This window comes from Thermosipho africanus Ob7 (assembly GCF_003351105.1).
Taxonomy (GTDB): domain Bacteria; phylum Thermotogota; class Thermotogae; order Thermotogales; family Fervidobacteriaceae; genus Thermosipho; species Thermosipho africanus.
Genome location: NZ_NKRG01000002.1, coordinates 139,967 through 164,167 on the forward strand (window position 1 = coordinate 139,967; position 24,201 = coordinate 164,167).

The following is a 24,201-nucleotide window of genomic DNA, read 5'->3' on the forward strand; positions in this document are numbered from 1 at the left end:
GCTTTGGAGGAAATTTAATGGAAATCTATCCAAATGTTACCAGCATAGATTTAAAAAAACTTATTGATATGGGAATAGATTTATTTATTTTTGATTTTGATAACACTATTAATAAATGGAAAGAAAGCAAAATTCCAAACGAAATAATTCAAATTTTTAATTATCTTGAAAAAAATGGTGCAAAAATAATAATTGTTTCGAATGGAAAACCAAGAAATTTAAACGTAAATGTTAAAACCCTTTGGCTTGCAAGAAAACCCTTACCTTTTAAATTTAAAAAATACTTGAAAGAAAAGAATATAAAATATAATAAAGCAGTAGTTATTGGTGATCAATTATTTACTGATATGCTTTTTGGAAAGCTTTTGAATGCGTATTTAATAAAAGTCGAACCACTTGATACACAGAAAGAATTTTTCATAACAAAAATTCTTAGATTTTTTGAAAAAATAGTCTTGAAATTTTTTTAGAGTATGTTATAATAGCTTGTGGAGGCGTGTTCCGAACTGGCTAAGGGGCCGGTCTTGAAAACCGGTGGGGGTTACACCCCCGTGTGGGTTCGAGTCCCACCGCCTCCGCCAAATATGAAATGGTCCCCATCCATTGAGGATGGGGTTTTTTCTATTTTTTCAAACAGATTTTATATACAATAACACTAATTACTTAAATTTTCCCATATATTCTCAATTTCAGCTTCATAAGTTTTAAAAATTTCCAAAATCTTAGGGTTAAATTCATCTGGTGAAGTTCTTCCATCTCCATTTAGCATAATCTCCAAAGCTTTTTTGTGAGTAAACGGTTTTTTATATGGTCTTTTTGACCTTAAAGCATCATAAACATCTACTATGTTTACAATTTGCGCTTCAATTGGTATCTGATCTCCTTTTAGTCCATAGGGATATCCTTTTCCATTAAATTTTTCATGATGATACAAAGCTATCCTTTTTGCAATTTCTAATCTTTCATCTCCATCCAGTATTTCTGCCCCCCAAATCGTATGTTTCTTCATAATTTTCCATTCTTCACTAGACAAAGAAGAAGGCTTTCTCAATATTTCCGGTGGAACTTTTATCTTTCCAATATCATGCAATGCCGAATATAAATATATCTTTTTAACCAAATTATCTGGTAGTTTCATCTTTTCTGCTAAAAATTTTGATAAAACTTGAACTCTTTTAATGTGATTACCGGTATCTTCATCAAAACCTTCAACAATAGTCGCCATTTTTTCAATAAATAGTTCGTACGTAGTTTCAAGCTCTCCAGAATATTTTTCTATTTCTTTATAAGCTTCTTCCAGCTCTTCATTTGTAGCTTTAAGTTCTTGAAAGTTCGCTTCAATTATTGAAATCATATCGGCAATCTCATTAACCAAAACATCAATTTCTTCAATTTCAGTATTAATTTTTGAACCATCAAATTCTTGATTAGTTAAATATCTTTTTGTTTCATCTATAATGTTTTCAATTGGAACTCTAATGTTAGAATTTAATTCTTCTTCCACATTATTATCAGTCAAATGTCCTAAGACTAAAATTCCTAAAACAATTGTAATTGTAATTAAAAAGTTTGGGAGCAATCTAATTACATAATTTTCATATACTACAATATAGATATCTCCTAAAGCTTTTTGAAATAACAATACATTAAAGTTATAAATTCTATATTTTTTATCGTGATCAATTTTTAATTTTCGCCCTATAATTTTCTTATTATTACTATAAATCACTGTGTTATCTTGATCGATTAAAATAACATTTCTATCTAAAATATGAGTAATAATATAGTTAGGATTTATATCAACACCTAAAACTCCGTATCCATTTTTCATTTCAACATATTTTGATATAGTTAAAATAATTTCACTAGTGATAGCATCAATATATGGCGGGGAAACTTGGAAAAAATCCTTTTTTTCTAAAGATTTTTTAAACCAGGGTCTATCTTTGGGCAATAAATTTTCTGGGATTTTAGCCTCAGGAATAAAGACAAGGTTCTTTTCAGGAAGAGAAAAATAAACGTGCTCTATCATATTTTTGTAATTTTCATAGAAAAGTTTTAAAATATTTTCAAGATTTTTCTTATCTTCAAATAAACTTTTGTCCTGGCTTAAAACATTTAAAAAATTTCCAACATGTAATCCCAAATCATTCCACTCGCGCACAGATTTGGAAAGTTGTAATTCCAATTGAAAAAACATAGCTCTTATTCCTAAAAGCGTCATAATGATTCCAGCAATTATTCCAATAATTACAATCGGCAAAATAATATGGTTTCTTATTTTCCTTTTTATAAAGTGATTGATTGTCAATCTATCACTCCCAATGCTATTTTTATACAATTTATATACAACTTAATTTTATCATAAAAATCTTTTATATAAAATGGTATATAATATAAAGTGTAGTAGGCATATAACTCAAAAAGATCATTTAATTGGAGGGAAAATATGGTAGGAAAACTAACAGTAATCACTGGACCAATGTATTCTGGTAAAACCACTGAACTTTTATCATTTGTAGAAATCTATAATATAGGGAAGAAAAAAACAATTGTCTTTAAGCCATCGATCGATAACAGATATGGAGAAGACATAGTTTCAACACATACGGGATTTAAAGTAAAAGCTCATAAAATCTCAAAATCAATCGAAATATTAAATCATATTTCAAATAATATCGATGCAGTATTTATAGATGAAGTACAATTCTTTGACGAAGAATTGATAAATGTAGTCAGAAATCTTATCTTTAAAGGTATCGATGTTTACTGTGCAGGTCTTGATATCTCATATCTAGAAAAGCCTTTTAAAACAACGGCAAATTTACTGGCAATTGCAGATGAAGTTATTAAAAAGAAAGCCGTATGTGAAAAATGTGGAGAACATAGAGCGACTTATTCTTTTAAAATTACTCAAGATGATAAAGAAATAGATATTGGTGGAAAAGAAAAATATATAGCTTTATGTAGAGAATGCTTAAAAAAAATAAAAGTTAATAAAACACTATAGGAGGTGAAATTCATGAAGAAACTTTTAGGTATCATTCTTATTGTATTAGCTGTATCTTTATTATTTTCAACTGAAGTAGTTATCTTACACACCAGCGATTTGCATGGAAACATTTTACCGATTAATTATGCTACAAATTCTCCATCAGATGTTGGGCTTGCAAAAATTGCAACCTTGATAAAACAGTTTAGGAATGAGTATCAAAACGTAATACTTGTAGATACTGGCGACTTAATTCAAGGAACCCCCTTGGAATATTATCATGCAAGAATAGATAACAAGCCAGTTGATCCAATGATACTTGTAATGAACAAACTAGGTTACTCTGCCTGGATAATAGGAAATCATGAATTTAACTATGGATTAGACGTTTTAGAAAAAGCAGTTTCCGAAGCTCAATTCCCTGCTTTAAGTGCCAATATAATAGATGTAAAAGAAAATTCATCTTTATTTAAACCTTATCATATAGTAAATGTTGGAGATATAAAAATTGGAATTTTAGGACTTACCACTAAGTACATCCCCAATTGGGAAGATCCAAAAAATATCGAAGGTCTTGACTTTTTAGATCCAGTAGAAGTTGCTAAAAAATACGTTGATATTCTTAAAAACAAAGAAAATGTTGATATAGTAATTGTTGCATATCACGGTGGCCTTGAAAGAGATCCTCAAACAGGAGAACCAACAGAAGAATTAACCGGTGAAAATCAAGCTTATCAACTCTTACAAGAAGTTGATGGAATTGATGTTTTACTACTTGGCCATCAACATAGAACTATTGCAACAAAAATAAATAATGTGCCAGTTTCAATGCCTTCTTACTGGGGAAAATCACTTGGAAAGATTGTTTTAAAACTTGAAAAAAAGGATAATAAATGGCAAGTTATTGATAGCTCAGTAGAGCAAGTTTCTGTAAAAGGAGTTACCGCAGATGAGGAAATTACTTCTTTGATAAAACCATATGATGAAAAAGTTCAAGCATGGTTAGATCAGCCCGTTGGATATGCAGATGGAGATTTTTGGGTAGAAAATCCTCTTTTTGCAAGGCTTCAAGACAATCCTTTAATAGAATTTGTGAACAAAGTTCAAATGTACTACAGCAAAGCTAAAATTTCATCTACTGCTCTCTTTAATAATAGCATTAAAGGATGGAAAAGTGGACCTATTACATTAAGAGATATTAACGCAGTTTATATCTACCCAAATACCTTGAAAGTTATTAAAGTCACTGGTAAAGACATAAAAGATGCTTTAGAAAAAAGTGCTGACTATTTTGTTATGGAAAATTATATGGTTTCAGTCAATAAATCTTGGGTTGAACCTAAACCTAGACATTATAATTATGACATGTGGGAAGGAATTAGCTATAAAATAGTTCTCAATAATCCTTCAGGAAATAGAATAATAGATTTAATGTTCGAAGGAAAGCCAATTGAAATGGATAAAGAATACGAAATTGTTCTTAACAACTATAGAGCAGGTGGCGGTGGTGGCTATACAATGTTTAAAGGAAAACCAGTTGTTAGAGAAGTAATGATGGAAGTTTCAGAATTAATGGCAGACTACATTCTTGAACACAAGAATATTAAAGCAACAACTGATAACAATTGGCAAACTGTTGTTAAATTTGAATATGTTATTAATCCTGGCGAAACTCTCTGGTCAATTTCAAAACGCTTAGGTGTTTCACTTAATGATTTAACAAGATGGAATAATATTAAAAATCCATCACTTATAAAACCAGGAACTAAATTGGTATATTACAAAAATTACATTGATACTATACCACCAATAAAAGAACTAATAAACTTCTAAAAATCAAGTTTTTAAGAGTTCATCTTTAACAACTTACTCATGCTTACAAATAATGCCCGTTTCTAGTAAGAAAAACTAGAAACGGGCCTTTCTATTTGAAAGTAATATTTATGTATATGATTTTGTACTTTTAAAACCTTTTTGAAAGAATAATTTTTGCATTAACTTTTAAACCCATAAATAGCTTACTATGTTATGCATTACCTATTATCATCAAGATTTATTAATTCTGAATCTTTTAGAATGGGGTATTTACGGCTTAAGACTATTTATAAGAATGGTTCTTTTCAATGTTAATATTATTTATTTTATTAACCCAAAAACGTCCTCTATACCTTGCTTTTCAACTTGAAATTTATAAAATCCAAAAAATTTATCTATATATTTATCTCTTTCCTTTGAATATTTATCACCAAAGTTAGCTGTAGATCTTGAAACAGTATCATGATCCCTTGTCTCTTTAATCGCATACATTAGATATAAAACTGTATAATCCATGTTTATAGCAGCCATATATAAGTCTTGATTTGCACTATAAATTTCAGAATTTTCTATTCTATCTCTTAAAGAATCAAGTTTACTAATTATATCTTTTAATATTTTTCTCTTATCTTCTAAATAGTAAATCATATAAGAATATGTTTCATTTCTATCTTGCATTTTATTAACTTCATTAAAAATCTTAACTGTTATTAAATTTTCTTTTAAAACATCATATCCAATTTCTTTATCTAAAGCTTCTAAATAAGATTTAAAATCTTTAATTTTACTTGATTCTTGAGTGCTTTCAACTTCTTCTGTTACTAGTGATGAATCTTCTTCAATATCTTCTTGTGCAATTGGAGTTTGAACATTATCTGCTGCAACTTCTTTATCTTTAGATGGTACAAGTAACACTGCCACTGCCATGACTATAACTATCAATATAAAAAAACCACAACCTTTAACCAATTTTCTCATAAATCTACCTCCTTTAAAGTTAGTAAGCCAAATTATATCCCGACAAGATTATACCATAAAAAAAAAGTATTAACCAATTTATGGTACAATTGATAACGAAAGATTATCATAAAAGTGAGGGATAATAATGATAGATTTTGACAAAACCCTTGAACGACGTGGAACAAACTCGTATAAGTGGGATTATGGGTATAATGAATTATATGATAATTTATTACCTTTATGGGTAGCAGATATGGATTTTGAAGCTCCAAAAGAAGTAATTGATGCAATAAAAGCAAGAGCAAAGCATGGAATATATGGATATACTTTTAGGCCTGAAGGGTATTATAAGTCAATTATAAAATGGTTTGATGAAATTCATAATGTAAAAATAAAAAAAGACTGGATTGTTCCAATCCCTGGAGTGGTTCCAGGAATTGCATTTGCAATACAAGCTTTAACAAATCCTGGAGATAAAATAATAATACAACCTCCGGTTTATAGACCTTTTTATGAAGTAATTAATAACCTTGGAAGAAGAATTTCTTTAAATCCCCTAATTGAAAATAACGGATATTACAAAATGGATTTTGAAAATCTTGAAAAAATTATTGATAATAGAACTACAATGTTAATTTTATGTAGTCCACATAATCCAGTAGGAAGAGTATGGAAAAAAACAGAGTTAGAAAAATTAGGTGAAATATGTTTAAAGCAAAACATAACAGTTGTATCCGATGAAATTCATGCTGATATAGTTTATTCTCCAAATAAACATAATATGTTCTTTTCAGTATCTGATAAATTTTTAAACAATAGTATTGTGCTTACTGCTCCAAACAAAACTTTTAACATAGCAGGTCTTCAAACTGGTAATGCATTTATTCCAAATAAGTTTATAAGACAAAAATTCGAGGCAGTTATAAATTCACAACACCTAAACTTAACTAATATATTTGGAATTGTTGCAACTGAAGCAGCATACACATACGGAAAAAGCTGGCTCAATCAATTAAAAAAATATCTTTATGACAATGCCGTATATGTCAAAAAGGCGCTAGAAAAAAATACCAATGTTAGAACTTTAATACCTGAAGGAACTTTCCTTATGTGGCTTGATCTTAGAAAATATAATACTGATATCCATGAAAAATTATTAAAAAATGGGTTGTGGTTAAATCAGGGTAAAGAATTCGGAAAAGAAGGAGATGGATTTGAAAGAATGAATATTGCAACCTCAAGAAAAATAATTGAAAAGGCAGTAAAAATAATAATTAGTAGTTTAAATGATCTTGAATAATCTTTCAAAAGCCCCCAAAATATTGTTTTTCATAATCTTTGAGGGCTTTATAATATACTTAAATTAAGATTTTACAAGCCTAGTTCTTTTAAAACAATAACAACCTTGATCCTTCCAGGATGTCTATAACCACTTTCTATTATTGTATAATAATTACAAATTCTTTGGTGTGATGCACAATCAACACAATAACCTGTTTGAGCGCATGGAGTATTAAGATTCAACCTTTTTGTATTCATAGGAGAAATATACCTTATCCTCTCTCTTGCTTCTTCTAAATTTTTTACCACCTTATTAACACTAGTAACCAAAATAACATTTTTGGGGCCAAAAATAACTGCAGCAACTCTATTACCGTTCCCATCTAAAAGCGCAATTTCACCATTTTCAGTTATTGCATTAGCACTACATATATAAAAATCTGAAAAAAACGCTTTTCTTTCTAATTCTTCCTTCTCTTCTTTTGTTTTTGCACTATATCTATCCAAAAAGTTATATTCTTCAGTTCTTAACTTTTCTAGTAGTCCTATTTGATTAAGTGTTAAAGAACCGCCTGTTGCAACCGTTGAACCCTTAGGAATTAATTCTAAAACTTTTTCTAATGCTTCTTTTTCATCTTCTACAATATATGCTTCATGACCTTTTTTGTTTAAAGCATCAGCAACTTTGTTTGCCACCGATTTATACTTCCATAAATATAATTCGTCTCTCATTCTACCACCTTCTTCTATTCAATATTTCTTTCAATCTTAAATGATAACGATTTAAAAGAAAGAGTTATATCTACATCTTCGACCGGGATATTCGTTCTAAGTTTCACAGGTGCAAAATTAACAATTCCCTTAATTCCCAATTCTTCCAATTTATCTACAACCATTTGAGCAGCATTTTCTGGAACCGCTAGAACTGCTATTTCTACAATATTTTTCTTAAAAAAATCATCAATTTCAGAAAAATGTTTAACAATTAACCTTCCTATCTTTCTACCAACTTTTGATCTATCAGCATCAAAAATACCTATAACATTAAACTTTTCCTTTCTTAAACCTTCATAATTTGCTATAGCACTACCAATATTTCCTGCACCAATAACAATGACATTCCAATATTTATTAACGCCTATTATGTCTTCTAGCCTTTCCATTAATTCATAAGTATTATATCCAACTCCTCTTTTTCCAAACTCTCCAAAGTATGATAAATCTTTTCTAACTTGGCTAGATTTTATGCCAAGTCTTTCTGCTATATCTTTTGATGCAACGTATTCAATGCCTTCTTCATACAATCTATTAAGACACCTATAATAAAGCCCTAATCTTTTAATAACAGGTCTTGGAATCTTTTTCTCCATATTCTCAACCCTCCTATATTTTTTGTGAAGTTAGTCACAATAAATTATACTATATTTTTCACAAATAATTCAAGTAATAATTTGCCTTCGATTTTTCAATAAAAATATTAAATTTCTGGAAATATTAAAAAATAATATGTAGATAATAACCTATATCCTATTTTTTTTAATATTTGAACAAATTGAAAAATATGATATAATACAATTCGAAATTGGATAATAATACTCGGAATTTAATAATTACTTCAAATTTTTAATTGCTTTTTTAAAGGAGGGATATTGTGTATATTTCAGTATTTATTGTGACCTATTTCACATGGATATTACTAACAGGTTACAACGATATTTCTGAGCTAATTGTAGGCTTTTTTGTTTCACTAATTGTTGCCAGTGTTCTAAAAAAGTATTATAGAATAAGATTTGATTCAAAATTTTTAGTAAGATTTGTTAAATTTGTATTAGTTTATTTACCTGTATTTATATGGGAAATGATAAAAGCAAATTTTGACGTTGCCGCAAGAGTCTTAAATCCGAAACTTCCAATTAACCCAGGTTTCGTAAAAGTTAAAACAAACCTTAAAAAAGAAGCCTCAAAACTTACCTTAGCAAATTCAATTACACTTACCCCTGGCACACTCACCTTAGATGTTAAAGATGATACCCTCTTTATTCATTGGATTGATGTAAAAACATTAGATGAAAACGAAAAAAAAGAAAAAATTAGTGGAACATTTGAAAAGATTTTAAAGGGGGTATTCGAATGACAATTATTAACTATATTTTCTTTGGATTTGTAGGTTTGGGAGTATTATTTTCCTTTCTAAGAATATTGCTTGGCCCAACAAGTGCCGACAGAGTTGCTGCATTAGATACATTGAATGTAGTTTTAACTGGAACTATCGTTTTTTTAGCTTTAGTATTCAATAATGGACTATATCTTGATATCGCTCTAGTATACGGTCTTCTTTCATTTACTGAAACAGTTGTGATATCTCGTTACTTGGAGGGGAAAAAATGAGTATATTAGGATATATTCTAATAACTATAGGAGCATTTTTTTATTTTTTAGGCGGGCTAGGCATTTTTAGAATGCCAGATGTTTATAACAGGCTACAAGCTGGTACAAAAGCTACCACTCTTGGTTCATTTTCAGTAATATTAGGAGTCGGCTTAGTTAATCTTGATTATCTACCTAAAGCATTAGTTATTATTGCTTTCATTGCATTAACAAACCCCGTTGGAAGTTCTGTTCTTGCAAGAGCTGCATATTTGAAAGGTATAAAGCCTACTGAAAAGACAAAAGTTGACGAATATAAAGGTGGTGATGAAAAATGACTATTGTCATTATATTCGTCGGAATATTAATGATTATTTCTGCCATTTATGCAATAGAAGCAAAAAAAATGCTAGATTCATTTATATCATTATCACTTTTAAGTTTGTTATCAGTTTTTTTGTTTGTAATAATGAAGGCTCCCGATGTTGCAATTACAGAAGCTGCAGTTGGAGCTGGTCTTACTACAGCTGTTTTAATCTTGGCATTACAAAGAGTTGGTGGTGATGAAAAATGAGAAGAGTATTTTCAATTCTTATAGTATTAGGCTTGATTTTATTTTTTGTAAATTCTCTTTCTATTCTACCTGAATATGGGAAAGTTAAACTTTCAAAAGTTTCCAGTGCATATATAAATAAAAGTGTTAATGGAAACAGTGAAAAAGTCACATTTGGTAAATCAAAAGATTTAGAAGACGGTTCTGCTAATGTAGTTACATCTATAGTAGTCAATTATAGATCTTTTGATACACTTGGTGAAGTTACTGTATTATTTACCTCTGCATTAGGCGTTGGATTAATATTACATGGCTATAAAAGAAAAAAATACGGAAGACAACCTAACTTTATTCTAAGAATTTCTGTAGGTATTTTGCTTCCATTAATTCTTTTGTTTGGTGCTTATATATTTATTCACGGACATCTTACCCCAGGTGGTGGGTTCCCTGGAGGTACAATAATTGCTGCAGGTATTTTACTATTGTATCTTTCTAACGAAGAATATGAGCTTTCTAAAGCTTCCAAATTCGTTGAAAGTGCTGCAGGAAGTTTGTATGTAATAGTTGGTCTAACAGGATTAGCAGTTTCAGGTATATTCTTACTAAACTTCCTCCCAACGGGAGTAGTTGGTAATTTGTTTAGCGCTGGAATAGTACCAATAGTGTACATATTAATTGGTTTTAAAGTAGGCGCCGAACTTTCAGGAATAATTGCGGATTTGCACAGGGAGGAGGGATGACAATGGTATATTATATCTCTTTTATATTAATAGGAGTAGGAATTTATGGAATACTGACTCAAAAAAACTTATTTAAAACATTAGTATCATTAACAATAATTGATACTGCAATTAACATTCTTATAATTTCACTTGGTTACATTGAAGGAAGTGATGTGCCAATTTATTCAAAATATACACAATCGGCTAACTTTGTTGATCCACTCCCACAAGCATTGGTACTTACAGCAATTGTTATAGGCGTAGGTACTTTAGCATTAGGTGCTTCTCTATTAATTAGAGTATATGAAAAATATGGAACTTTAGATACTGAAGAAATCGCCGTTAAGGAGGCGAGAAAATGACAGCTTTATTAATTGCCATTCCCTTAATTTCTGCTTTCATATTTGTACCATTTAAAGAAAAATCAAAATATATTCTTCCATTTATCGTATTAGCCAACATCATTTTATTATTTAATCTTCCACTTGATACTGCAGAATCCATGGGTGGTTGGAAAGCTCCATTTGGAATAGTATTAGTACTTGACTCTGCAAGCTTTTATACTTTATTAGTCGTTAATATTATTTTCTTACTTATCTCCCTAATGCCTCAAATAACGGATAAAGGTCTATCAATAATCTTATTAATTTTATTAGCCTCTACAAATGGTCTAATATTAACAGGTGATATATTTAATTCATTTGTATTTATGGAAATCACAGCAGCTGCATCATATATTATTGCTTCTTCAAAGAAAAATTATTATGGAGCATATAAATATTTGATTGTTGGAAGTATTGCCGGTGGTTTTTACCTCTTAGGTGCAATATATTCATATTTAGGAACTGGATCATTAAATTTTGCAGATATTTCTTTAAATATGAAAGAATCGTTCCTACCTTATGTTGCACTTATGTTGTTTATTGGACTTGCTGTTGAATCTAAAATACTTCCTTTAGCTGGATGGGTTCCAGACGTTTACGCTTCAGGTTCACCGCTTACTCCTGCAATTTTGGGTACTGGAGTTACATTTACAATGATTTATTTATTAAGCAGAATTTTTATTACTGTATTTAATGGGTATTTCCTTGATGTAATTTACATCTTTGGATTATTAACTCTTATTTTAGCTGAAATTGCAGCATTTAAACAAGAAAAACTATTAAAAGCCTTGGCATTTTCATCTATTGCTCAAGCAGGTTTAGTTTTAAGTGTTATTTCTTTAAACACTTATGATTCATTAAAAGCTGGATATTTCCATCTCCTTAATGATGCAACGGCAAAGATAATTTTATTCGTAATAGCTGCAACAGTTGTTGGCAGCTTTATGAAAAACAAAACTGCTGGAATTTCATTTAGTATTGCTTCTTTTTCCTTGATTGGTTTCCCATTATTTGCAGGCTTTAGAAGTAAATTGTTAATTTTACAAAGTTCATTCGAAAGTGGAAACTATATTTTACCAGCAGCATTACTATTCTCAACTATTATTGAAGCGGCTTACTTATTAAAATGGAACATTCATCTTTGGTACGAAAATAACGAAAAATCAGAAAAAATTCCTTGGAATATAGTTCTAATCACTTTAATATTATCGTTATTCATAATATACATTGGATTGTTCCCAGATACATATTTAAAAATTGCTGAAAATATAACAAACGGCTTAATGAATTACAAAGCTTATGTAACTACAGTTCTGGGAGGGATGTAAATGATTTCTATTACAAATCTAATATTAGTGTTTCTGTTTGGTTCTTTAATTAGTTATCTTTTAACAAAAACGAACAAAGTTTTAGGTTCTATATTTAACTTTCTCATTTCTTCATATGCATTATTCTATGTTTGGAATGTTAATGTTGGAAAAACAGAAAAGTTGTTTAATGTTTTTGGTGATATTGAAAGTTCATTAAAAGTAACATACTTAGGAAAGTTTTTTGCAATTGTTAGTTTTTTAGTATTGGCCTTTGTTTCATTTTTTATAATTGATTGGATAAGATCTAATTCAAAAAATTCTGCAGCTTTTAATGCATTTTATTTGTTAATGGCCGGTGGCTCACTTGGAGTATTTTTTGCAAATGATTTAATAACATTGTATATTTTCTGGGAAATAGCAGTTTTAGGATCATTTTTAATTATCCCTATGGGCAATAAAGATTCAAAAAAGGCTGCTATAAATTATGCAGTTATGAGTGCTATTGGAAGCTATATGTATCTTTTTGCAACTTTTTCGATTTTTAACAGGTATGGAGTAATATCGTTCGACAGAGTAATAAATAAGTTATCTAATGAAAGTTCCACATCATACATTTGGTTTATCATACTATTCATCTCTTCAGCAGGTATAGTAAAAAGTGGTATTTTCCCACTTCACACCTGGCTCAGAAAAGCATATGGTAGTTCTCCAGATGCATTTACTGCAGCTTTTTCTGGTCAATTATCAAAACTAGGCTCATATGTTTTAGCAATATCCTTTGCAGTATTTCCAACAATGAAATTGTTCCCACAATTTTATCATGGTATACCAACTTTAAACTATTTATTAATTTGGCTTGGTAACATTTCTATAATTTTAGGAACGTTTATGGCTATTAGGCAAAATGATATGAAACAGCTTATTGCATACTCCTCGATTGCCAACGGCGGATATATACTAATTGGATTAGCCTCACTTGATAGTATAGGTTTTGCAGGAGGACTTTTCCACGTTTTCAATCACGCTATAATTTCAGTTATGGTATTTTTGTCTTTTGCTTTAGTAATTCTAAGAACAGGTACATCGAAAATTGATGAAATGGGCGGTTTAATTTGGAGAATGCCTATGACCTTTGTAACATATCTTGTAGGAATTATTTCACTTGCAGGAATTCCGCCAACAAGCGGATTTATTTCAAAATGGATGATTTTTAATACTCTAGTTAGAAAAGGAATGTTTATAACCGCAGCAATTGCATTTATTGGAAGTGTAGGTTCATTTTTATACGTTTTCAGGCCTCTTGCAGGTGTATTTTTGGGCCAACTAAAGAAAAAACATTACAATTTAAAAGAAGGATCATTTATAATGTTGTTACCTATGTTGTTAATGGTTGCCTTAACAGTTTTATTGGGAGTTTATCCAAAACCAATACTTGACTTAATTGTTTCTGTTGAAACAGAACTTGGAATTAAACCATTAGAACACTCTGGAATAATAATCAAAACACCTTTAGGTTCATGGAATACTTTAACAGTGTTTATAATGTTTGCTGTTGGATTTATTATTGCACTTGTACTATATCTATTATTCCCAAAAGCAAAAAAGGTAGAACTAACAAATCAATACACAGGAGCAGAATTTCTATACAACTATGACTTGTATCACTATGCAACAGGTTTTTATAGATTTATTGAACGATTATATGATAAACATCCATCATTCGAAAAACTCTATGAAATGGTATCCACTTTCTTTAAATCTATGGGAGATTTTATAACCGGTTTAGTTTACAAGACGGGACCAAGTGGTTATGTATTCTGGATTTCAATAATAATCCTCATAATATATTGGGTGAGGTGGTAATTGATGATTAATACAATATTAAAAGTTATGGCAGTATTATTTACTGGATTTTTTGTTGGTTTAACTCTAGAAGGGGTTGCAAGAAAAGTAATTGCAAGAATTCAAAGAAGATACGGCCCTCCTTGGTATCAAAACTTTATTGATTTATTTAAAACATTTTCAAAACATGGAATTACCCACGGTTGGATTTTCGATTTTGGAGTTTTAATGGCTTTGGGCGGCACAATTGCTACATTAGCATTTGTTCCACTTGGAAATCTAATTGCATTTCCAGGATTAGACAACGTATTTATCATTCTTTATCTTTGGGCTATAGGTGCACTCGGAATGGCAATGGGAATGGTCGGTTCCGGAAACCCTAATGCAAGTATCGGTGTTGCAAGGGCATTAACACAAATGATGGGATACGAAGTTCCTTATCTAGTTGTTTTAGCAGGTGTAATGTTTTATTACAAGACATCTTCTGTTTCAGCTTTAATGTACTCTCAAGCAGACAAATGGACTTTACTAAAAATGCCTATTGGTGGTATTATAGCTTTTGTTTCATTAATGGGAATGCTTGGTAAAAAACCTTTTGATACACCAATTGCACCTGCAGAAATAGCTTCAGGTCCTATGGTTGAACTTTCTGCAAAATACATGGGATTTTTAATGTTAATGCATACATTTTCAATTTTTGTAGAAATTTCAATGTTTGTAAACATTTTCTTAGGAATAAGTAATTATTTTACATTCCTTATTAAATTTACTATAGTTTGGATTCTAGCTACAATGATTAGTGCCGTATTACCAAGATTTAGAATTGAACAAGTTGTTAAATTTTATTGGAAAGTTCCTTTATCTCTAGCTTTTGTACAAGTATTGTTCGTATTATTAGGATGGGTATTCTAGGAGGTGTTATTGAATGAAAACAAATGAAAGAGGAATTTGGGAAAAAATAGCTGATCAGCTTCGAAGTAAATCATTATGGATGTTATATTATTGTACAGGTTGTGGAGCAATAGAACTTCCTCCGTCAATGACTTCAAGGTTTGACATGGAAAGATTTGGTATGGGTCCAATGGCTACCCCAAGACAAGCAGATATATTATTTATTACAGGTTATTTAAGTACAAAAACTTTGAGAAGGGTAATTTACACTTACGAAATGATGTCTGAACCAAAATATGTTGTTGGATTTGGTTCCTGTACGTTGAATGGAGGTATTTATTACGATTCTTATGCAACAATCAACAAATTAGACAATTACATTCCAGTAGACTTGTATATTGCTGGATGTATGCCAAGACCAGAAGCTCTACTAAATGCATTTAATGAGTTAATGAAAATGATAAGAAACGGAGAAGCAAATGGATGGAAAAAATACAAAGAGAATTATGAGTGGTACAAAAAAAATCAAATTCAAGCTCTCGGGGAGGTGTTTATACATGACGAATTCCATGAATAATGCTTTAGAAAAACTAAAAAGTTTAATTGGTGAATTTGAGTTGATTGAAATTGATGAAAGAGAAGTAAAAATTAACTTAAAGCCCGAGAGTGTTTTGCAAGCACTTTCCTTACTAAAAGGTGAAGGATATTTCCATTTATCATTACTTTCTGCTGTAGATTGGATTGATGAAAAAATGTTTGAATTAGTATACATACTTTACTCATGGAATGATGGTGGAAAGATTATTGTCTCAACAAAAATAGATAGAGACAAGGCCGAATTTGTTACTGTTAAGCATATGTGGCCAGTTGCAAGATTTTATGAAAGAGAACTTCACGAATTCTTTGGAATTAGCTTTAAAGGTAATGATGATATGAGACCTTTATTCTTAGAAAACTGGGATGATAAACCACCACTAAGAAAGGATTTTGATCCTCTTGAATATTCTAAAAGGAAATTCCCGGACAGGAATATAAAAAAGACGTTATTCACGAAGCAAAGATTATAAGAGGTGATATAAATGGGTGAAGTTAAACTCTTTTTTGGTCCTAATCATCCTGGAATGCATGGAAACTTTAGTGTACATTTGTATGTTGAAGGAGATACGGTAATAAGAGCTAGACCAATGCCTGGCTTCCTTCATAGAGGATTTGAAAAACTAATGGAAAGAAGACTCTGGTACCAAAATCTTGCACTTATACCTAGAATTTGTGTTCCTGAACCTGATATAAATGAAGTTGTTTATGCTTTAGCAGTCGAAAAATTAGCAAATGTTGAAGTTCCTGAAAGGGCTCAATGGATAAGAATGATCGTATTAGAACTAGCTAGAATAGCCGTACATCTAATGAGTATGGCAGGAATTGGTGGCCCTATCGGATTATATACCGGACCTTACTGGGGTGTTGCTGACAGAGACAGAATACTAGATATTTTTGAAAATTTAACTGGAGCACGTATTTATCATATGTATATTATTCCAGGTGGAGTTAGAAAAGATATGACTCCAAAAGTACAAGATATGATAGTAAAATTCCTAGATTATCTGGAAAGCAGACTTCCAGAATTTGAAAATTTAATATTTAAAAATCGAATTGTCCAAACAAGACTTAAAGGAATTGCTTTACTCGATAGAGAAACAGCTTTTGAAATGGGAGTTACTGGTATTGGGCTTAGAGCAACTGGTATTCCATATGATATTAGAAAAATTGATCCATATCTTTTCTATGACAAAGTGGAATTTGAAGTTCCTACTGCAACAGAAGGAGATGCATTTTCAAGAGTATATCTAAAATTCAAAGAAATCCCACAAAGTATTAGAATAATTAGGCAATGTCTTGAAAAAATGCCTGAAGGAAAAATTAATGTTCCAATTAGCGAAGGAAATGCTTTAAGATATCGTGTTCCAAAAGGTTCTGTATACGTTCATATAGAAGCTTCAAGAGGTGAGTATGGATATTACGTAGTATCAGATGGTGGTGAAAAACCTTACAGAATTGTTGTTAGAGGAGCTTCATACCCACAAACTCTATATGGTATTGAAAAATACTTACCTGGAACAAGAATAGAAGATGTTCCAATCTGGCTTGATACTATGGGTGTATGTTCACCTGAGGTTGACAGGTAAGGAGGTGCTGTGATGACAAATAAAACAACTCCTAAAAAAGAATTCTTTGCTCCAATAAAAGCTTGGAAATATATGTTTAGAAAACCAGTTACAATAAAAGTTCCATACGTAAAAAGAGAAGCTGCAGAAAGATATAGAGGTTTCCACATAAATGATTGGGAAAAATGTATTGGATGCGGTACTTGTGCAAAAATATGTCCTACAGATGCAATTAGAATGGTTGAAGTAGAGGGATTAGCCCAAGAGTATGGTAAAAAACCACAACGCCCAGTTATTGATTACGGAAGATGTTCATTTTGTGCCATGTGTGTTGACATATGTACTACTAGTTCTTTAAAAATGACAAGAGAGTATATCCATATATCTCCTGATCCTGAAGATTTCATTTTTGCTCCAACTGAAAAAGGCATACATGGTGTCGATGAGGTGCCAGTAGGCTGGACTAGGGATGAAAATTCTGAGTTATTAGAATTAGATAGAGTTGAAATGGAAATGATTGAAGGAGAAGAAAGATCAAAATCGTTTATTGAATATGTTAAAGGATATAGCAAAGAACAAGCTATGCATGAAGCTGCAAGATGTGTTGAGTGTGGAATTTGTACGGACAGATGCCCTCAACATATGAGAATTCCAGAATATATTAAAGCAATTTGGAAAGACGATCTTAAAGAAGCAGTAAATATATTGCTAAAAGGTGACTTAGAACAAGATATGCTCGGTGCAAACCCATTTTCTTCAGTGTGTGGTAGAGTATGTACTCACAAGTGTGAAGAAGCATGTTCAATTGGAAATAGAGGGGATGCAATTGCAATTAGATGGCTAAAAAGGTACATTGTTGACAACATTTCAAGTTATGAAAACGTTGTTGATTACAAGATCGAACCTAGAAATAAAAAAGTTGCAATTGTAGGTTCAGGACCTGCAGGACTTTCAGCTGCATACTTTTTAGCAACAATGGGATACGAAGTAGAAGTATTTGAAAGTCTTTCAAGGCCTGGAGGTGTTATGAGATATGGTATACCATCTTATAGATTACCAGATGAAGCTTTAGATAAAGATATAGCTTTCATTCAAGCACTTGGAGTAAAAATTCACGTTGGCGTTAGCGTAGGAAAAGATATTCCTCTAATGGAACTAAAAGAAAAATTCGATGCTGTCTATGTTTCAACAGGTTTTACACTTGGAAGAAGCACCAATATTCCTGGAACAGAGCATGAAGATGTAATACAAGCTCTGCCATTATTAAGAGAAATAAGAGACTTTCTAAGAGGTGAAGGTCCAAAACCAAAGATTCCAAAAAGCCTTGTTGTTATTGGTGGCGGTAATGTTGCAATGGACGTTGCAAGATCAATGGCAAGGCTTCAAATGATGGAATATGGTAAAGTAGATGTAAAAGTTTCAAGTTTAGAAAGAACATACGAAGAAATGCCAGCAGACATGGAAGAAATTGAAGAAGGAGCAGAAGAAGGTGTGAAATTCTATCCTGGATGGGGTCCAATAAGAATAATAATTGAAGATGATAAAGTAAAAGGTGTTGAATTTAAAAAATGTCTTGAGGTATTTGATGAAAATCGAAGATTTAATCCAAAATTTGATGAAAATAAAAAAATGGTTTTGGATGCAGATATGGTAGTTGAAGCAATAGGACAAGCCCCTGACTATAGTTACCTCCCCGAAGAATTAAAAGAAAAATTAGAATTTGTAAGAGGAAGAATTGTAACAAACGAATATAGGCAAACATCAATTAAATGGCTTTTTGCTGGTGGTGATATTGTTCACGGTCCTGACATCATCCATGGCGTTGCTGATGGTTATTGGGCGGCAAAAGGTATTGATGAATATTTAAGAAGTGAGGTGAAATAATGTCAATTGAAGACATTTTAAAACTTGCTGAAAATTTTGAAATTGAAGGATACAAATTTTACATGTCAAAAAAAGAAGAAATCAAGAATTCACTTGCAAAAGAAGTTCTCGAATTTCTAAAAAACATGGAAAAAGAACATACTGAATACATTAGAATGGTTAGAAAAGCACTTGAAGAAAACGGCGAAATCCCTACTGCTTCAGTTGATACTACAAAAGATTTTTTCAAAGAAAGATTTACTTCACAGAAGATAAGTAAAACACCTTCTGAAGATGACATAAAAGATTTGTCAATTCTAAGAATGGCTCTTTTAATTGAAAAAGATTTTGTTAATTACTATGATAAGGCTGCAAAACGGGCTAGAGAGCTAGAAAATGAACAATTGGTAAAAATACTAGAAAACTTAAAAACATGGGAAGAAGGCCATGTAGAATTGGTTAAAAAAATGATTGAAGAAATATACGAAAAAAATAGACTTGATCTTGGATTTTATCCTTTCTAATCTATAAAAAAATATAAATACCCCAAGGGTGAAATATCATCCTTGGGGTATTTTTTTACTTGATTTATAAAAATAAAAATGTTATAATTTAGTCAGAATATTCATTCACTGAATGAACGGAGGGGAGAGTATGTCAAAATTGTACGAAAAAATATTAAACAAAAGTGCTATTATTGGTGTAATGGGAATGGGATATGTTGGACTTCCACTTGCAGTTGAAAAGGCAAGAGCTGGATACAACGTCATTGGATTTGATATACAACAAAAGAGAGTAGATATGATTAATGAAGGGAAAAATTATATTGGAGATGTTAATAATGAAGAATTAAAACAACTTGTAAATGAAAAAAGGCTTAGAGCCACTACCAATTTTGAAGAACTTGAAAATTGTGATGTAATAAGTATTTGTGTTCCCACACCACTTGATAAATTTAAACAGCCAGATCTTTCATACATTATTCAAACTGCCGAAGATATTTCTAAAAGGCTCCATCGTGAACAGTTAATAATTTTAGAGAGTACAACTTATCCTGGAACCACTGAAGAAGTTGTCTTACCTATACTCCTTAAATCTGGACTTGAGGTAGGTAAAGATTTTTACCTTGCATTTAGTCCTGAAAGAGTTGATCCAGGAAACATAAGATATAAAACGAGAAATACTCCAAAGGTAGTTGGTGGAGTAACCAGTGAATGTACAAAATACGCAAAAGCATTGTATGAAAATGTGCTCGATGCTCCGATATTCCCAGTAAGCTCTCCTAAAACCGCTGAAATGTCTAAGATTCTTGAAAACACTTTTAGATTAGTAAATATTGCATTAGTTCAAGAGATGACAAAAGTTGCTGAAAAAATGAATGTTAATATTTGGGAAGTAATAGATGCAGCTTCAACTAAACCATTTGGTTATATGCCATTTTATCCAGGCCCAGGTATAGGTGGACATTGTATTCCTATCGACCCATTTTACCTATCTTACAAAGCAAGAGAATACGATCTTCATTTAATGCTTGTGGAACAGGCAGGTCAAGTTGCAGATGAAATGCCTTATTATGTTGTCCAAAGACTCGGCGATATTTTAAATGAATTTAAAAAACCTTTTAATGGTAGTAAAATATTAGTCCTAGGAGTTGCATACAAAGGAAATATAGATGACATGAGAGAAAGCCCCGCATTAAAAGTAATAGAAATATTAGAAAGAAAAAAAGCAGAGGTATATTATTTTGATCCATTTATACCAGAATTTTCTCTAAACGGAAAAAGTTACAAATCCATAGATCTTGATAAAGAAGTCCTTAAAAAATTTGACGGAGCAATTATAACAACTGCTCATACAATTGGAATAGATTATGAATATATAATAGAAAATTTACCATTTGTTTTTGACACCAAAAATGTTTTAAAAAACTTTAAAAACAGAGAAAATATATATGTTTTATAACCTTGGTAAATTTTTAATGACAGTCTTAATTATCTCAACATATTTCTCTCTCATTTGTGAATAATTGATAAGGCCATCAGCTGGATGGCCTTTTTTTATTCCGGCCCTTATAAGTCTAAAATCTTCATAATATGGTAATTTGTTTAAATTCAAAGCATAGCTTCTCATAGAATCCAAAAGACTTTTAAAATATTCCACTTCGTAAATTTCACCATCTGGTCTATCATTTGGAACAATACCAGTTCCTGGTGTAAAAGTCCACTCTCCAAAAATATTATTCGCTTCAATAGCAAATCTACTTGTTCCCCAAGCAGATTCAACGGCAGCCTGTGCAAGTGCTATGTCCTCAGGAATAGCATTTACTTTTAATAATAGCTCATCATAATCATTTGCGTCATATTTTTTCATATAAAACTCTAAAACTTTTAAATCACCATTTTCCTTTGCTTTTAAGATTTCCTTTCTTTCCATAAGAATTTCTTGATTAACCTTTCGAATTAATGGGATCATTATTTTTACAAATAATTCCTTTTTTTCAGCAACTGGAGCTTCAGAAAGGTTTTTTGGCAATGATTTAACAATAATATTAGGGGGATTTTTAATTGAAAAATACCCTATCTTTTCAAAATATTTTTTTAATTCTTTCCAATCATCAAATTTTACATTTATTTCTGATTCAAAAAATTGAAAATACTCAAATTCTGAATCAATAGTATAAAAGTTTAAAAACAAAAATGCTATAATTATAACCGAAAAAGTTATTTTTCTCATCTATCTTATCACCTCTCATTCCAATTTTATCATAAATTTTATAAATAAACCTAAAGGAGGGGTTAAATGCTTTTTAAGACTGATTTTAGAGGTTCATACGCTATATTGTTTGTTGAACTTGAAATTGGTGAAACCATTGTAGCTGAACCTGGCGCAATGGTTTCAATGGAAGGAGATATTGAAGTAAATACATCTACAGGAGGAATATTTAAAGCCTTAAAAAGAGCATTTTTAGGAGGAGAACACTTTTTTCTTAATAAGTATATTTCACATAGCAAAAGCAAAATTTCATTTGCCCCACTCCTACCAGGTGATATTGAAGTAATAGATATCAAAAATGGTTTTTTCCTTCAATCTACCTCATATCTTGCAAGCCAAGAAACAATATCAATTGATACAAAATTTGGCGGATTCAAAACTTTCTTTTCCGGTGAAGGATTCTTTTTATTAAAACTTTCTGGATATGGAAAAGCCGCTATATCTGCCTTCGGTGGAATTTATCACAAAGAACTTGAACCTGGAGAGGCAATTACTGTTGATACTGGTCATATTGTAGGGTTTGATGAAACAGTAAAGTATTCTGTTAGAACATTTGGCGGAATAAAATCAACTCTTTTTGGTGGTGAAGGTCTCGTAGTTGATCTTGTTGGCCCAGGAAGAGTTTATATACAAACAAGAAATTCTCCTGCATTCATTAACTGGATTAGAAATCTTATACCTAGAGATACCGCAAGTAAGTAAAAATAATCTTTTTTTTGAACCATTGAAATTTTTCTTCAGTCAAAATAGTAGAAAAAGTAAAAAGTGGTTTTTATAATTGCTAAGAAGGTAGTGTGTAATTCTTTGTTAACATAAATGGTTCGTAACAGAAACTTTGGCAAGACTAACTTTGTAACATAAATGATGTAGTATATTAATTAGAGAAACCCCCCTATCCCCCTTGAGATACACCCCCCACAGCTTTGAGCGGGCCAAGAAAAAGGCCCGTGTTTTTTTTATTTACCAACACAAAAGTTGGAGAAAATTGTATCAAGTAAATCATCGGAAAATCTTTTCCCTATTAATACATCTAATTCTTCCAAAGCTTTTCTTATATCAATAGATACAACATCAACTTCATATCCACTTTTTAAATTAAAAATAGCACTTTCAACATTTCTTTTTACTCTCTCCAAAACTTCGAGCTGTCTTTGTGTTATTATATGAGAGCTCTCACCAGATTCTATGATATCAGAAACCTTTGATAATATCATAGACTCTAAAGATTTAAAACTTTCTCCCGTTAAAGCACTTATTTTTACTGCATCTCTAAACTCCATATTAAAATTATCACCAATATCGCACTTGTTCCATACAGGTATATAGTTTAATTTTTTTACCTTCTCAAAAATATACTCATCTTCCTTTGTAAAACCTGTTGTTGCATCCAAAACAAAAAGAACAATATCAGCCTTTTCAAGTTCTTTAATACTTTTCTGGATGCCTATACTTTCAACAATATCATCTGTTTCTCTTATACCTGCAGTATCAACAATAACAAAATGGATTCCGTTAATATCTATTTCGCCTTTAATAACATCCCTTGTTGTACCTGGAATATCCGTAACTATTGCTCTATCTTCTTCCAATAGCTTATTTAGCAAGGTAGACTTCCCTGAATTTGGCTTTCCCACTATCGCCATAACTATACCTTTATTCAAGGTTAATGCTTTCTTGCTATTCTCAATTTTTAAAGATAATTCTTGATCTATTTTAGACAATAAATTGAAAATATTATCAAAATCAACTTCCATATCATCTGGATAGTCTATAGAAACTTCTATCTCTGCAAGTATATTTAATAATCTTGAGCGATAATTTTCTATTTCTTCTGATAACTTCCCTTTTAAATTCTCAAAAGAAAGTTTTAAAGATATTTCACTCTTTGCTTCTATTATTTGATATATTGACTCTGCTTGAACAAGTGAAATTTTACCATTTAAAAATGCTCTCTTTGTAAATTCTCCCCTCTCAGCAAGCCTTGCCCCACTCTTCAACACTGCTTCAAGAACTTTTCTTGTAACCAGTATTCCTCCATGACCATATATTTCAACTAAGTCGTTACCTGTATAACTATTTGGAGATTTATAAAAAACAATATTTACCTCATCTACTATTTGACCTTCAAATTCCATAAAAGCATGATAAACTCTTCTATAATCAACATTAGAAATTTTTACCAACTTTTTTGCAATATCATGACTCTTAGGTCCATCAATTCTTACAACTGAAATAGCACCTGTTCCTAAAGGGCTGGATATTGCCGCGATCGTGTCAAACAAATCTTA

At 31.0% G+C, this 24,201-nt stretch carries 25 protein-coding genes, 1 tRNA gene and 1 pseudogene; 21 read left to right on the forward strand and 6 right to left on the reverse strand.

The features are described 5' to 3' along the window. Positions 1-17 precede the first annotated feature (17 nt). Positions 18-470: a YqeG family HAD IIIA-type phosphatase gene (locus OB7_RS03125; protein WP_114702507.1), complete on the forward strand. Its 453-nt coding sequence runs from the start codon at positions 18-20 to the stop codon at positions 468-470. 20 nt (positions 471-490) lie between these two features. Beyond that, positions 491-581 (forward strand) — tRNA-Ser (locus OB7_RS03130). Positions 582-655: 74 nt separating this feature from the next. On the opposite strand, the gene OB7_RS03135 is transcribed toward OB7_RS03130, so the two are convergent. Then, positions 656-2,311, reverse strand: coding sequence for an HD domain-containing phosphohydrolase (locus OB7_RS03135; RefSeq protein ID WP_114702508.1), 1,656 nt, complete (start codon positions 2,309-2,311; stop codon positions 656-658). A 138-nt stretch (positions 2,312-2,449) separates the two neighbouring features. Here OB7_RS03135 and OB7_RS03140 point away from each other — a divergent pair, with 138 nt between their 5' ends. Next, positions 2,450-3,010: a thymidine kinase gene (locus OB7_RS03140; RefSeq protein WP_004102555.1), complete on the forward strand. Its 561-nt coding sequence runs from the start codon at positions 2,450-2,452 to the stop codon at positions 3,008-3,010. A gap of 12 nt (positions 3,011-3,022) precedes the next feature. Further along, positions 3,023-4,825, forward strand: a complete 1,803-nt coding sequence (locus OB7_RS03145) for a 5'-nucleotidase C-terminal domain-containing protein (protein ID WP_004102553.1) — start codon at positions 3,023-3,025, stop codon at positions 4,823-4,825. A gap of 303 nt (positions 4,826-5,128) precedes the next feature. Here the strand turns inward: OB7_RS03145 and OB7_RS03150 are convergent, their stop codons facing one another. Further along, a complete protein-coding gene (locus OB7_RS03150; protein ID WP_114702509.1) occupies positions 5,129-5,785 on the reverse strand; it encodes a hypothetical protein in 657 nt (218 codons plus the stop codon). 127 nt (positions 5,786-5,912) lie between these two features. On the opposite strand from OB7_RS03150, the gene OB7_RS03155 reads away from it, so the two are divergent. Next, on the forward strand, positions 5,913-7,067 hold the full coding sequence (locus OB7_RS03155; protein WP_114702510.1) for a MalY/PatB family protein: 1,155 nt from the start codon (positions 5,913-5,915) through the stop codon (positions 7,065-7,067). A 71-nt stretch (positions 7,068-7,138) separates the two neighbouring features. Here OB7_RS03155 and OB7_RS03160 read toward each other — a convergent pair whose 3' ends face one another. Both OB7_RS03160 and OB7_RS03165 read right to left on the reverse strand, forming a co-directional pair. After that, complete coding sequence (locus tag OB7_RS03160; protein WP_004102548.1) at positions 7,139-7,780, reverse strand: lactate utilization protein; 642 nt, start codon at positions 7,778-7,780, stop codon at positions 7,139-7,141. 14 nt (positions 7,781-7,794) lie between these two features. Continuing rightward, positions 7,795-8,418 (reverse strand): redox-sensing transcriptional repressor Rex, encoded by a 624-nt coding sequence (locus tag OB7_RS03165; protein ID WP_012580357.1) that lies wholly within the window; start codon positions 8,416-8,418, stop codon positions 7,795-7,797. A gap of 281 nt (positions 8,419-8,699) precedes the next feature. Here OB7_RS03165 and OB7_RS03170 point away from each other — a divergent pair, with 281 nt between their 5' ends. The 15 genes and pseudogenes from OB7_RS03170 (at position 8,700) to OB7_RS03240 (ending at position 21,103) form a co-directional block, all read left to right on the forward strand. Beyond that, the gene (locus OB7_RS03170) at positions 8,700-9,182 is read left to right on the forward strand and encodes a Na+/H+ antiporter subunit E (protein ID WP_012580356.1); all 483 of its coding nucleotides are present in this window, start codon (positions 8,700-8,702) and stop codon (positions 9,180-9,182) included. Next, entirely contained in the window at positions 9,179-9,436 is a 258-nt protein-coding gene (locus OB7_RS03175; RefSeq protein WP_012580355.1) for a cation:proton antiporter, read from the forward strand. Before OB7_RS03170 ends, OB7_RS03175 begins: the two co-directional genes overlap by 4 nt. After that, the gene (mnhG, locus tag OB7_RS03180; RefSeq protein WP_012580354.1) at positions 9,433-9,753 is read left to right on the forward strand and encodes a monovalent cation/H(+) antiporter subunit G; all 321 of its coding nucleotides are present in this window, start codon (positions 9,433-9,435) and stop codon (positions 9,751-9,753) included. Before OB7_RS03175 ends, mnhG begins: the two co-directional genes overlap by 4 nt. Continuing rightward, positions 9,750-9,989 (forward strand): Na(+)/H(+) antiporter subunit B, encoded by a 240-nt coding sequence (locus OB7_RS03185; RefSeq protein ID WP_012580353.1) that lies wholly within the window; start codon positions 9,750-9,752, stop codon positions 9,987-9,989. The genes mnhG and OB7_RS03185 overlap by 4 nt, the downstream gene beginning before the upstream one ends. Continuing rightward, positions 9,986-10,708, forward strand: coding sequence for a Na(+)/H(+) antiporter subunit B (locus OB7_RS03190; RefSeq protein WP_004102528.1), 723 nt, complete (start codon positions 9,986-9,988; stop codon positions 10,706-10,708). The genes OB7_RS03185 and OB7_RS03190 overlap by 4 nt, the downstream gene beginning before the upstream one ends. 2 nt (positions 10,709-10,710) lie before the next feature. Beyond that, positions 10,711-11,052 (forward strand): sodium:proton antiporter, encoded by a 342-nt coding sequence (locus OB7_RS03195; RefSeq protein WP_004102527.1) that lies wholly within the window; start codon positions 10,711-10,713, stop codon positions 11,050-11,052. After that, positions 11,049-12,401, forward strand: coding sequence for a complex I subunit 5 family protein (locus OB7_RS03200; protein ID WP_114702511.1), 1,353 nt, complete (start codon positions 11,049-11,051; stop codon positions 12,399-12,401). The genes OB7_RS03195 and OB7_RS03200 overlap by 4 nt, the downstream gene beginning before the upstream one ends. Next, positions 12,402-14,246 (forward strand): proton-conducting transporter transmembrane domain-containing protein, encoded by a 1,845-nt coding sequence (locus tag OB7_RS03205; RefSeq protein WP_114702512.1) that lies wholly within the window; start codon positions 12,402-12,404, stop codon positions 14,244-14,246. It begins immediately after the preceding gene. A gap of 3 nt (positions 14,247-14,249) precedes the next feature. After that, on the forward strand, positions 14,250-15,137 hold the full coding sequence (locus OB7_RS03210; protein ID WP_114702513.1) for a respiratory chain complex I subunit 1 family protein: 888 nt from the start codon (positions 14,250-14,252) through the stop codon (positions 15,135-15,137). Between the two features lie 13 nt (positions 15,138-15,150). Then, positions 15,151-15,693, forward strand: a complete 543-nt coding sequence (locus tag OB7_RS03215) for a NuoB/complex I 20 kDa subunit family protein (RefSeq protein ID WP_114702514.1) — start codon at positions 15,151-15,153, stop codon at positions 15,691-15,693. Next, a pseudogene (locus tag OB7_RS03220) lies at positions 15,674-16,203 on the forward strand (NADH-quinone oxidoreductase subunit C). Before OB7_RS03215 ends, OB7_RS03220 begins: the two are co-directional and overlap by 20 nt. Next, positions 16,196-17,299 (forward strand): NADH-quinone oxidoreductase subunit D, encoded by a 1,104-nt coding sequence (locus OB7_RS03225; RefSeq protein ID WP_004102511.1) that lies wholly within the window; start codon positions 16,196-16,198, stop codon positions 17,297-17,299. Before OB7_RS03220 ends, OB7_RS03225 begins: the two are co-directional and overlap by 8 nt. 12 nt (positions 17,300-17,311) lie before the next feature. Then, entirely contained in the window at positions 17,312-19,162 is a 1,851-nt protein-coding gene (locus OB7_RS03230; protein ID WP_004102510.1) for an FAD-dependent oxidoreductase, read from the forward strand. Further along, entirely contained in the window at positions 19,162-19,665 is a 504-nt protein-coding gene (locus tag OB7_RS03235) for a ferritin-like domain-containing protein (RefSeq protein WP_004102509.1), read from the forward strand. The genes OB7_RS03230 and OB7_RS03235 overlap by 1 nt, the downstream gene beginning before the upstream one ends. A gap of 130 nt (positions 19,666-19,795) precedes the next feature. Next, positions 19,796-21,103 (forward strand): nucleotide sugar dehydrogenase, encoded by a 1,308-nt coding sequence (locus OB7_RS03240; RefSeq protein ID WP_114702515.1) that lies wholly within the window; start codon positions 19,796-19,798, stop codon positions 21,101-21,103. Here the strand turns inward: OB7_RS03240 and OB7_RS03245 are convergent. Further along, the gene (locus OB7_RS03245) at positions 21,098-21,874 is read right to left on the reverse strand and encodes a glucosaminidase domain-containing protein (protein ID WP_004102506.1); all 777 of its coding nucleotides are present in this window, start codon (positions 21,872-21,874) and stop codon (positions 21,098-21,100) included. The genes OB7_RS03240 and OB7_RS03245 overlap by 6 nt on opposite strands. Before the next feature lie 66 nt (positions 21,875-21,940). Here OB7_RS03245 and OB7_RS03250 point away from each other — a divergent pair, with 66 nt between their 5' ends. Then, positions 21,941-22,615, forward strand: coding sequence for a TIGR00266 family protein (locus OB7_RS03250; protein ID WP_114702516.1), 675 nt, complete (start codon positions 21,941-21,943; stop codon positions 22,613-22,615). 254 nt (positions 22,616-22,869) lie between these two features. On the opposite strand, the gene mnmE is transcribed toward OB7_RS03250, so the two are convergent. Then, on the reverse strand, positions 22,870-24,195 hold the full coding sequence (gene mnmE / locus OB7_RS03255; protein ID WP_114702517.1) for a tRNA uridine-5-carboxymethylaminomethyl(34) synthesis GTPase MnmE: 1,326 nt from the start codon (positions 24,193-24,195) through the stop codon (positions 22,870-22,872). Between the last annotated feature and the right edge of the window lie 6 nt (positions 24,196-24,201).

Bases quoted from the DNA above. Each gene is read 5' to 3' on its own strand.
- OB7_RS03125 (WP_114702507.1), top strand. From the start codon at position 18: ATGGAAATCTATCCAAATGTTACCAGCATAGATTTAAAAAAACTTATT.
- OB7_RS03140 (WP_004102555.1), top strand. From the start codon at position 2,450: ATGGTAGGAAAACTAACAGTAATCACTGGACCAATGTATTCTGGTAAA.
- OB7_RS03145 (WP_004102553.1), top strand. From the start codon at position 3,023: ATGAAGAAACTTTTAGGTATCATTCTTATTGTATTAGCTGTATCTTTA.
- OB7_RS03150 (WP_114702509.1), bottom strand. From the start codon at position 5,785: ATGAGAAAATTGGTTAAAGGTTGTGGTTTTTTTATATTGATAGTTATA.
- OB7_RS03155 (WP_114702510.1), top strand. From the start codon at position 5,913: ATGATAGATTTTGACAAAACCCTTGAACGACGTGGAACAAACTCGTAT.
- OB7_RS03160 (WP_004102548.1), bottom strand. From the start codon at position 7,780: ATGAGAGACGAATTATATTTATGGAAGTATAAATCGGTGGCAAACAAA.
- OB7_RS03165 (WP_012580357.1), bottom strand. From the start codon at position 8,418: ATGGAGAAAAAGATTCCAAGACCTGTTATTAAAAGATTAGGGCTTTAT.
- OB7_RS03175 (WP_012580355.1), top strand. From the start codon at position 9,179: ATGACAATTATTAACTATATTTTCTTTGGATTTGTAGGTTTGGGAGTA.
- mnhG (WP_012580354.1), top strand. From the start codon at position 9,433: ATGAGTATATTAGGATATATTCTAATAACTATAGGAGCATTTTTTTAT.
- OB7_RS03185 (WP_012580353.1), top strand. From the start codon at position 9,750: ATGACTATTGTCATTATATTCGTCGGAATATTAATGATTATTTCTGCC.
- OB7_RS03190 (WP_004102528.1), top strand. From the start codon at position 9,986: ATGAGAAGAGTATTTTCAATTCTTATAGTATTAGGCTTGATTTTATTT.
- OB7_RS03195 (WP_004102527.1), top strand. From the start codon at position 10,711: ATGGTATATTATATCTCTTTTATATTAATAGGAGTAGGAATTTATGGA.
- OB7_RS03200 (WP_114702511.1), top strand. From the start codon at position 11,049: ATGACAGCTTTATTAATTGCCATTCCCTTAATTTCTGCTTTCATATTT.
- OB7_RS03205 (WP_114702512.1), top strand. From the start codon at position 12,402: ATGATTTCTATTACAAATCTAATATTAGTGTTTCTGTTTGGTTCTTTA.
- OB7_RS03210 (WP_114702513.1), top strand. From the start codon at position 14,250: ATGATTAATACAATATTAAAAGTTATGGCAGTATTATTTACTGGATTT.
- OB7_RS03215 (WP_114702514.1), top strand. From the start codon at position 15,151: ATGAAAACAAATGAAAGAGGAATTTGGGAAAAAATAGCTGATCAGCTT.
- OB7_RS03225 (WP_004102511.1), top strand. From the start codon at position 16,196: ATGGGTGAAGTTAAACTCTTTTTTGGTCCTAATCATCCTGGAATGCAT.
- OB7_RS03230 (WP_004102510.1), top strand. From the start codon at position 17,312: ATGACAAATAAAACAACTCCTAAAAAAGAATTCTTTGCTCCAATAAAA.
- OB7_RS03235 (WP_004102509.1), top strand. From the start codon at position 19,162: ATGTCAATTGAAGACATTTTAAAACTTGCTGAAAATTTTGAAATTGAA.
- OB7_RS03240 (WP_114702515.1), top strand. From the start codon at position 19,796: ATGTCAAAATTGTACGAAAAAATATTAAACAAAAGTGCTATTATTGGT.
- OB7_RS03245 (WP_004102506.1), bottom strand. From the start codon at position 21,874: ATGAGAAAAATAACTTTTTCGGTTATAATTATAGCATTTTTGTTTTTA.
- OB7_RS03250 (WP_114702516.1), top strand. From the start codon at position 21,941: ATGCTTTTTAAGACTGATTTTAGAGGTTCATACGCTATATTGTTTGTT.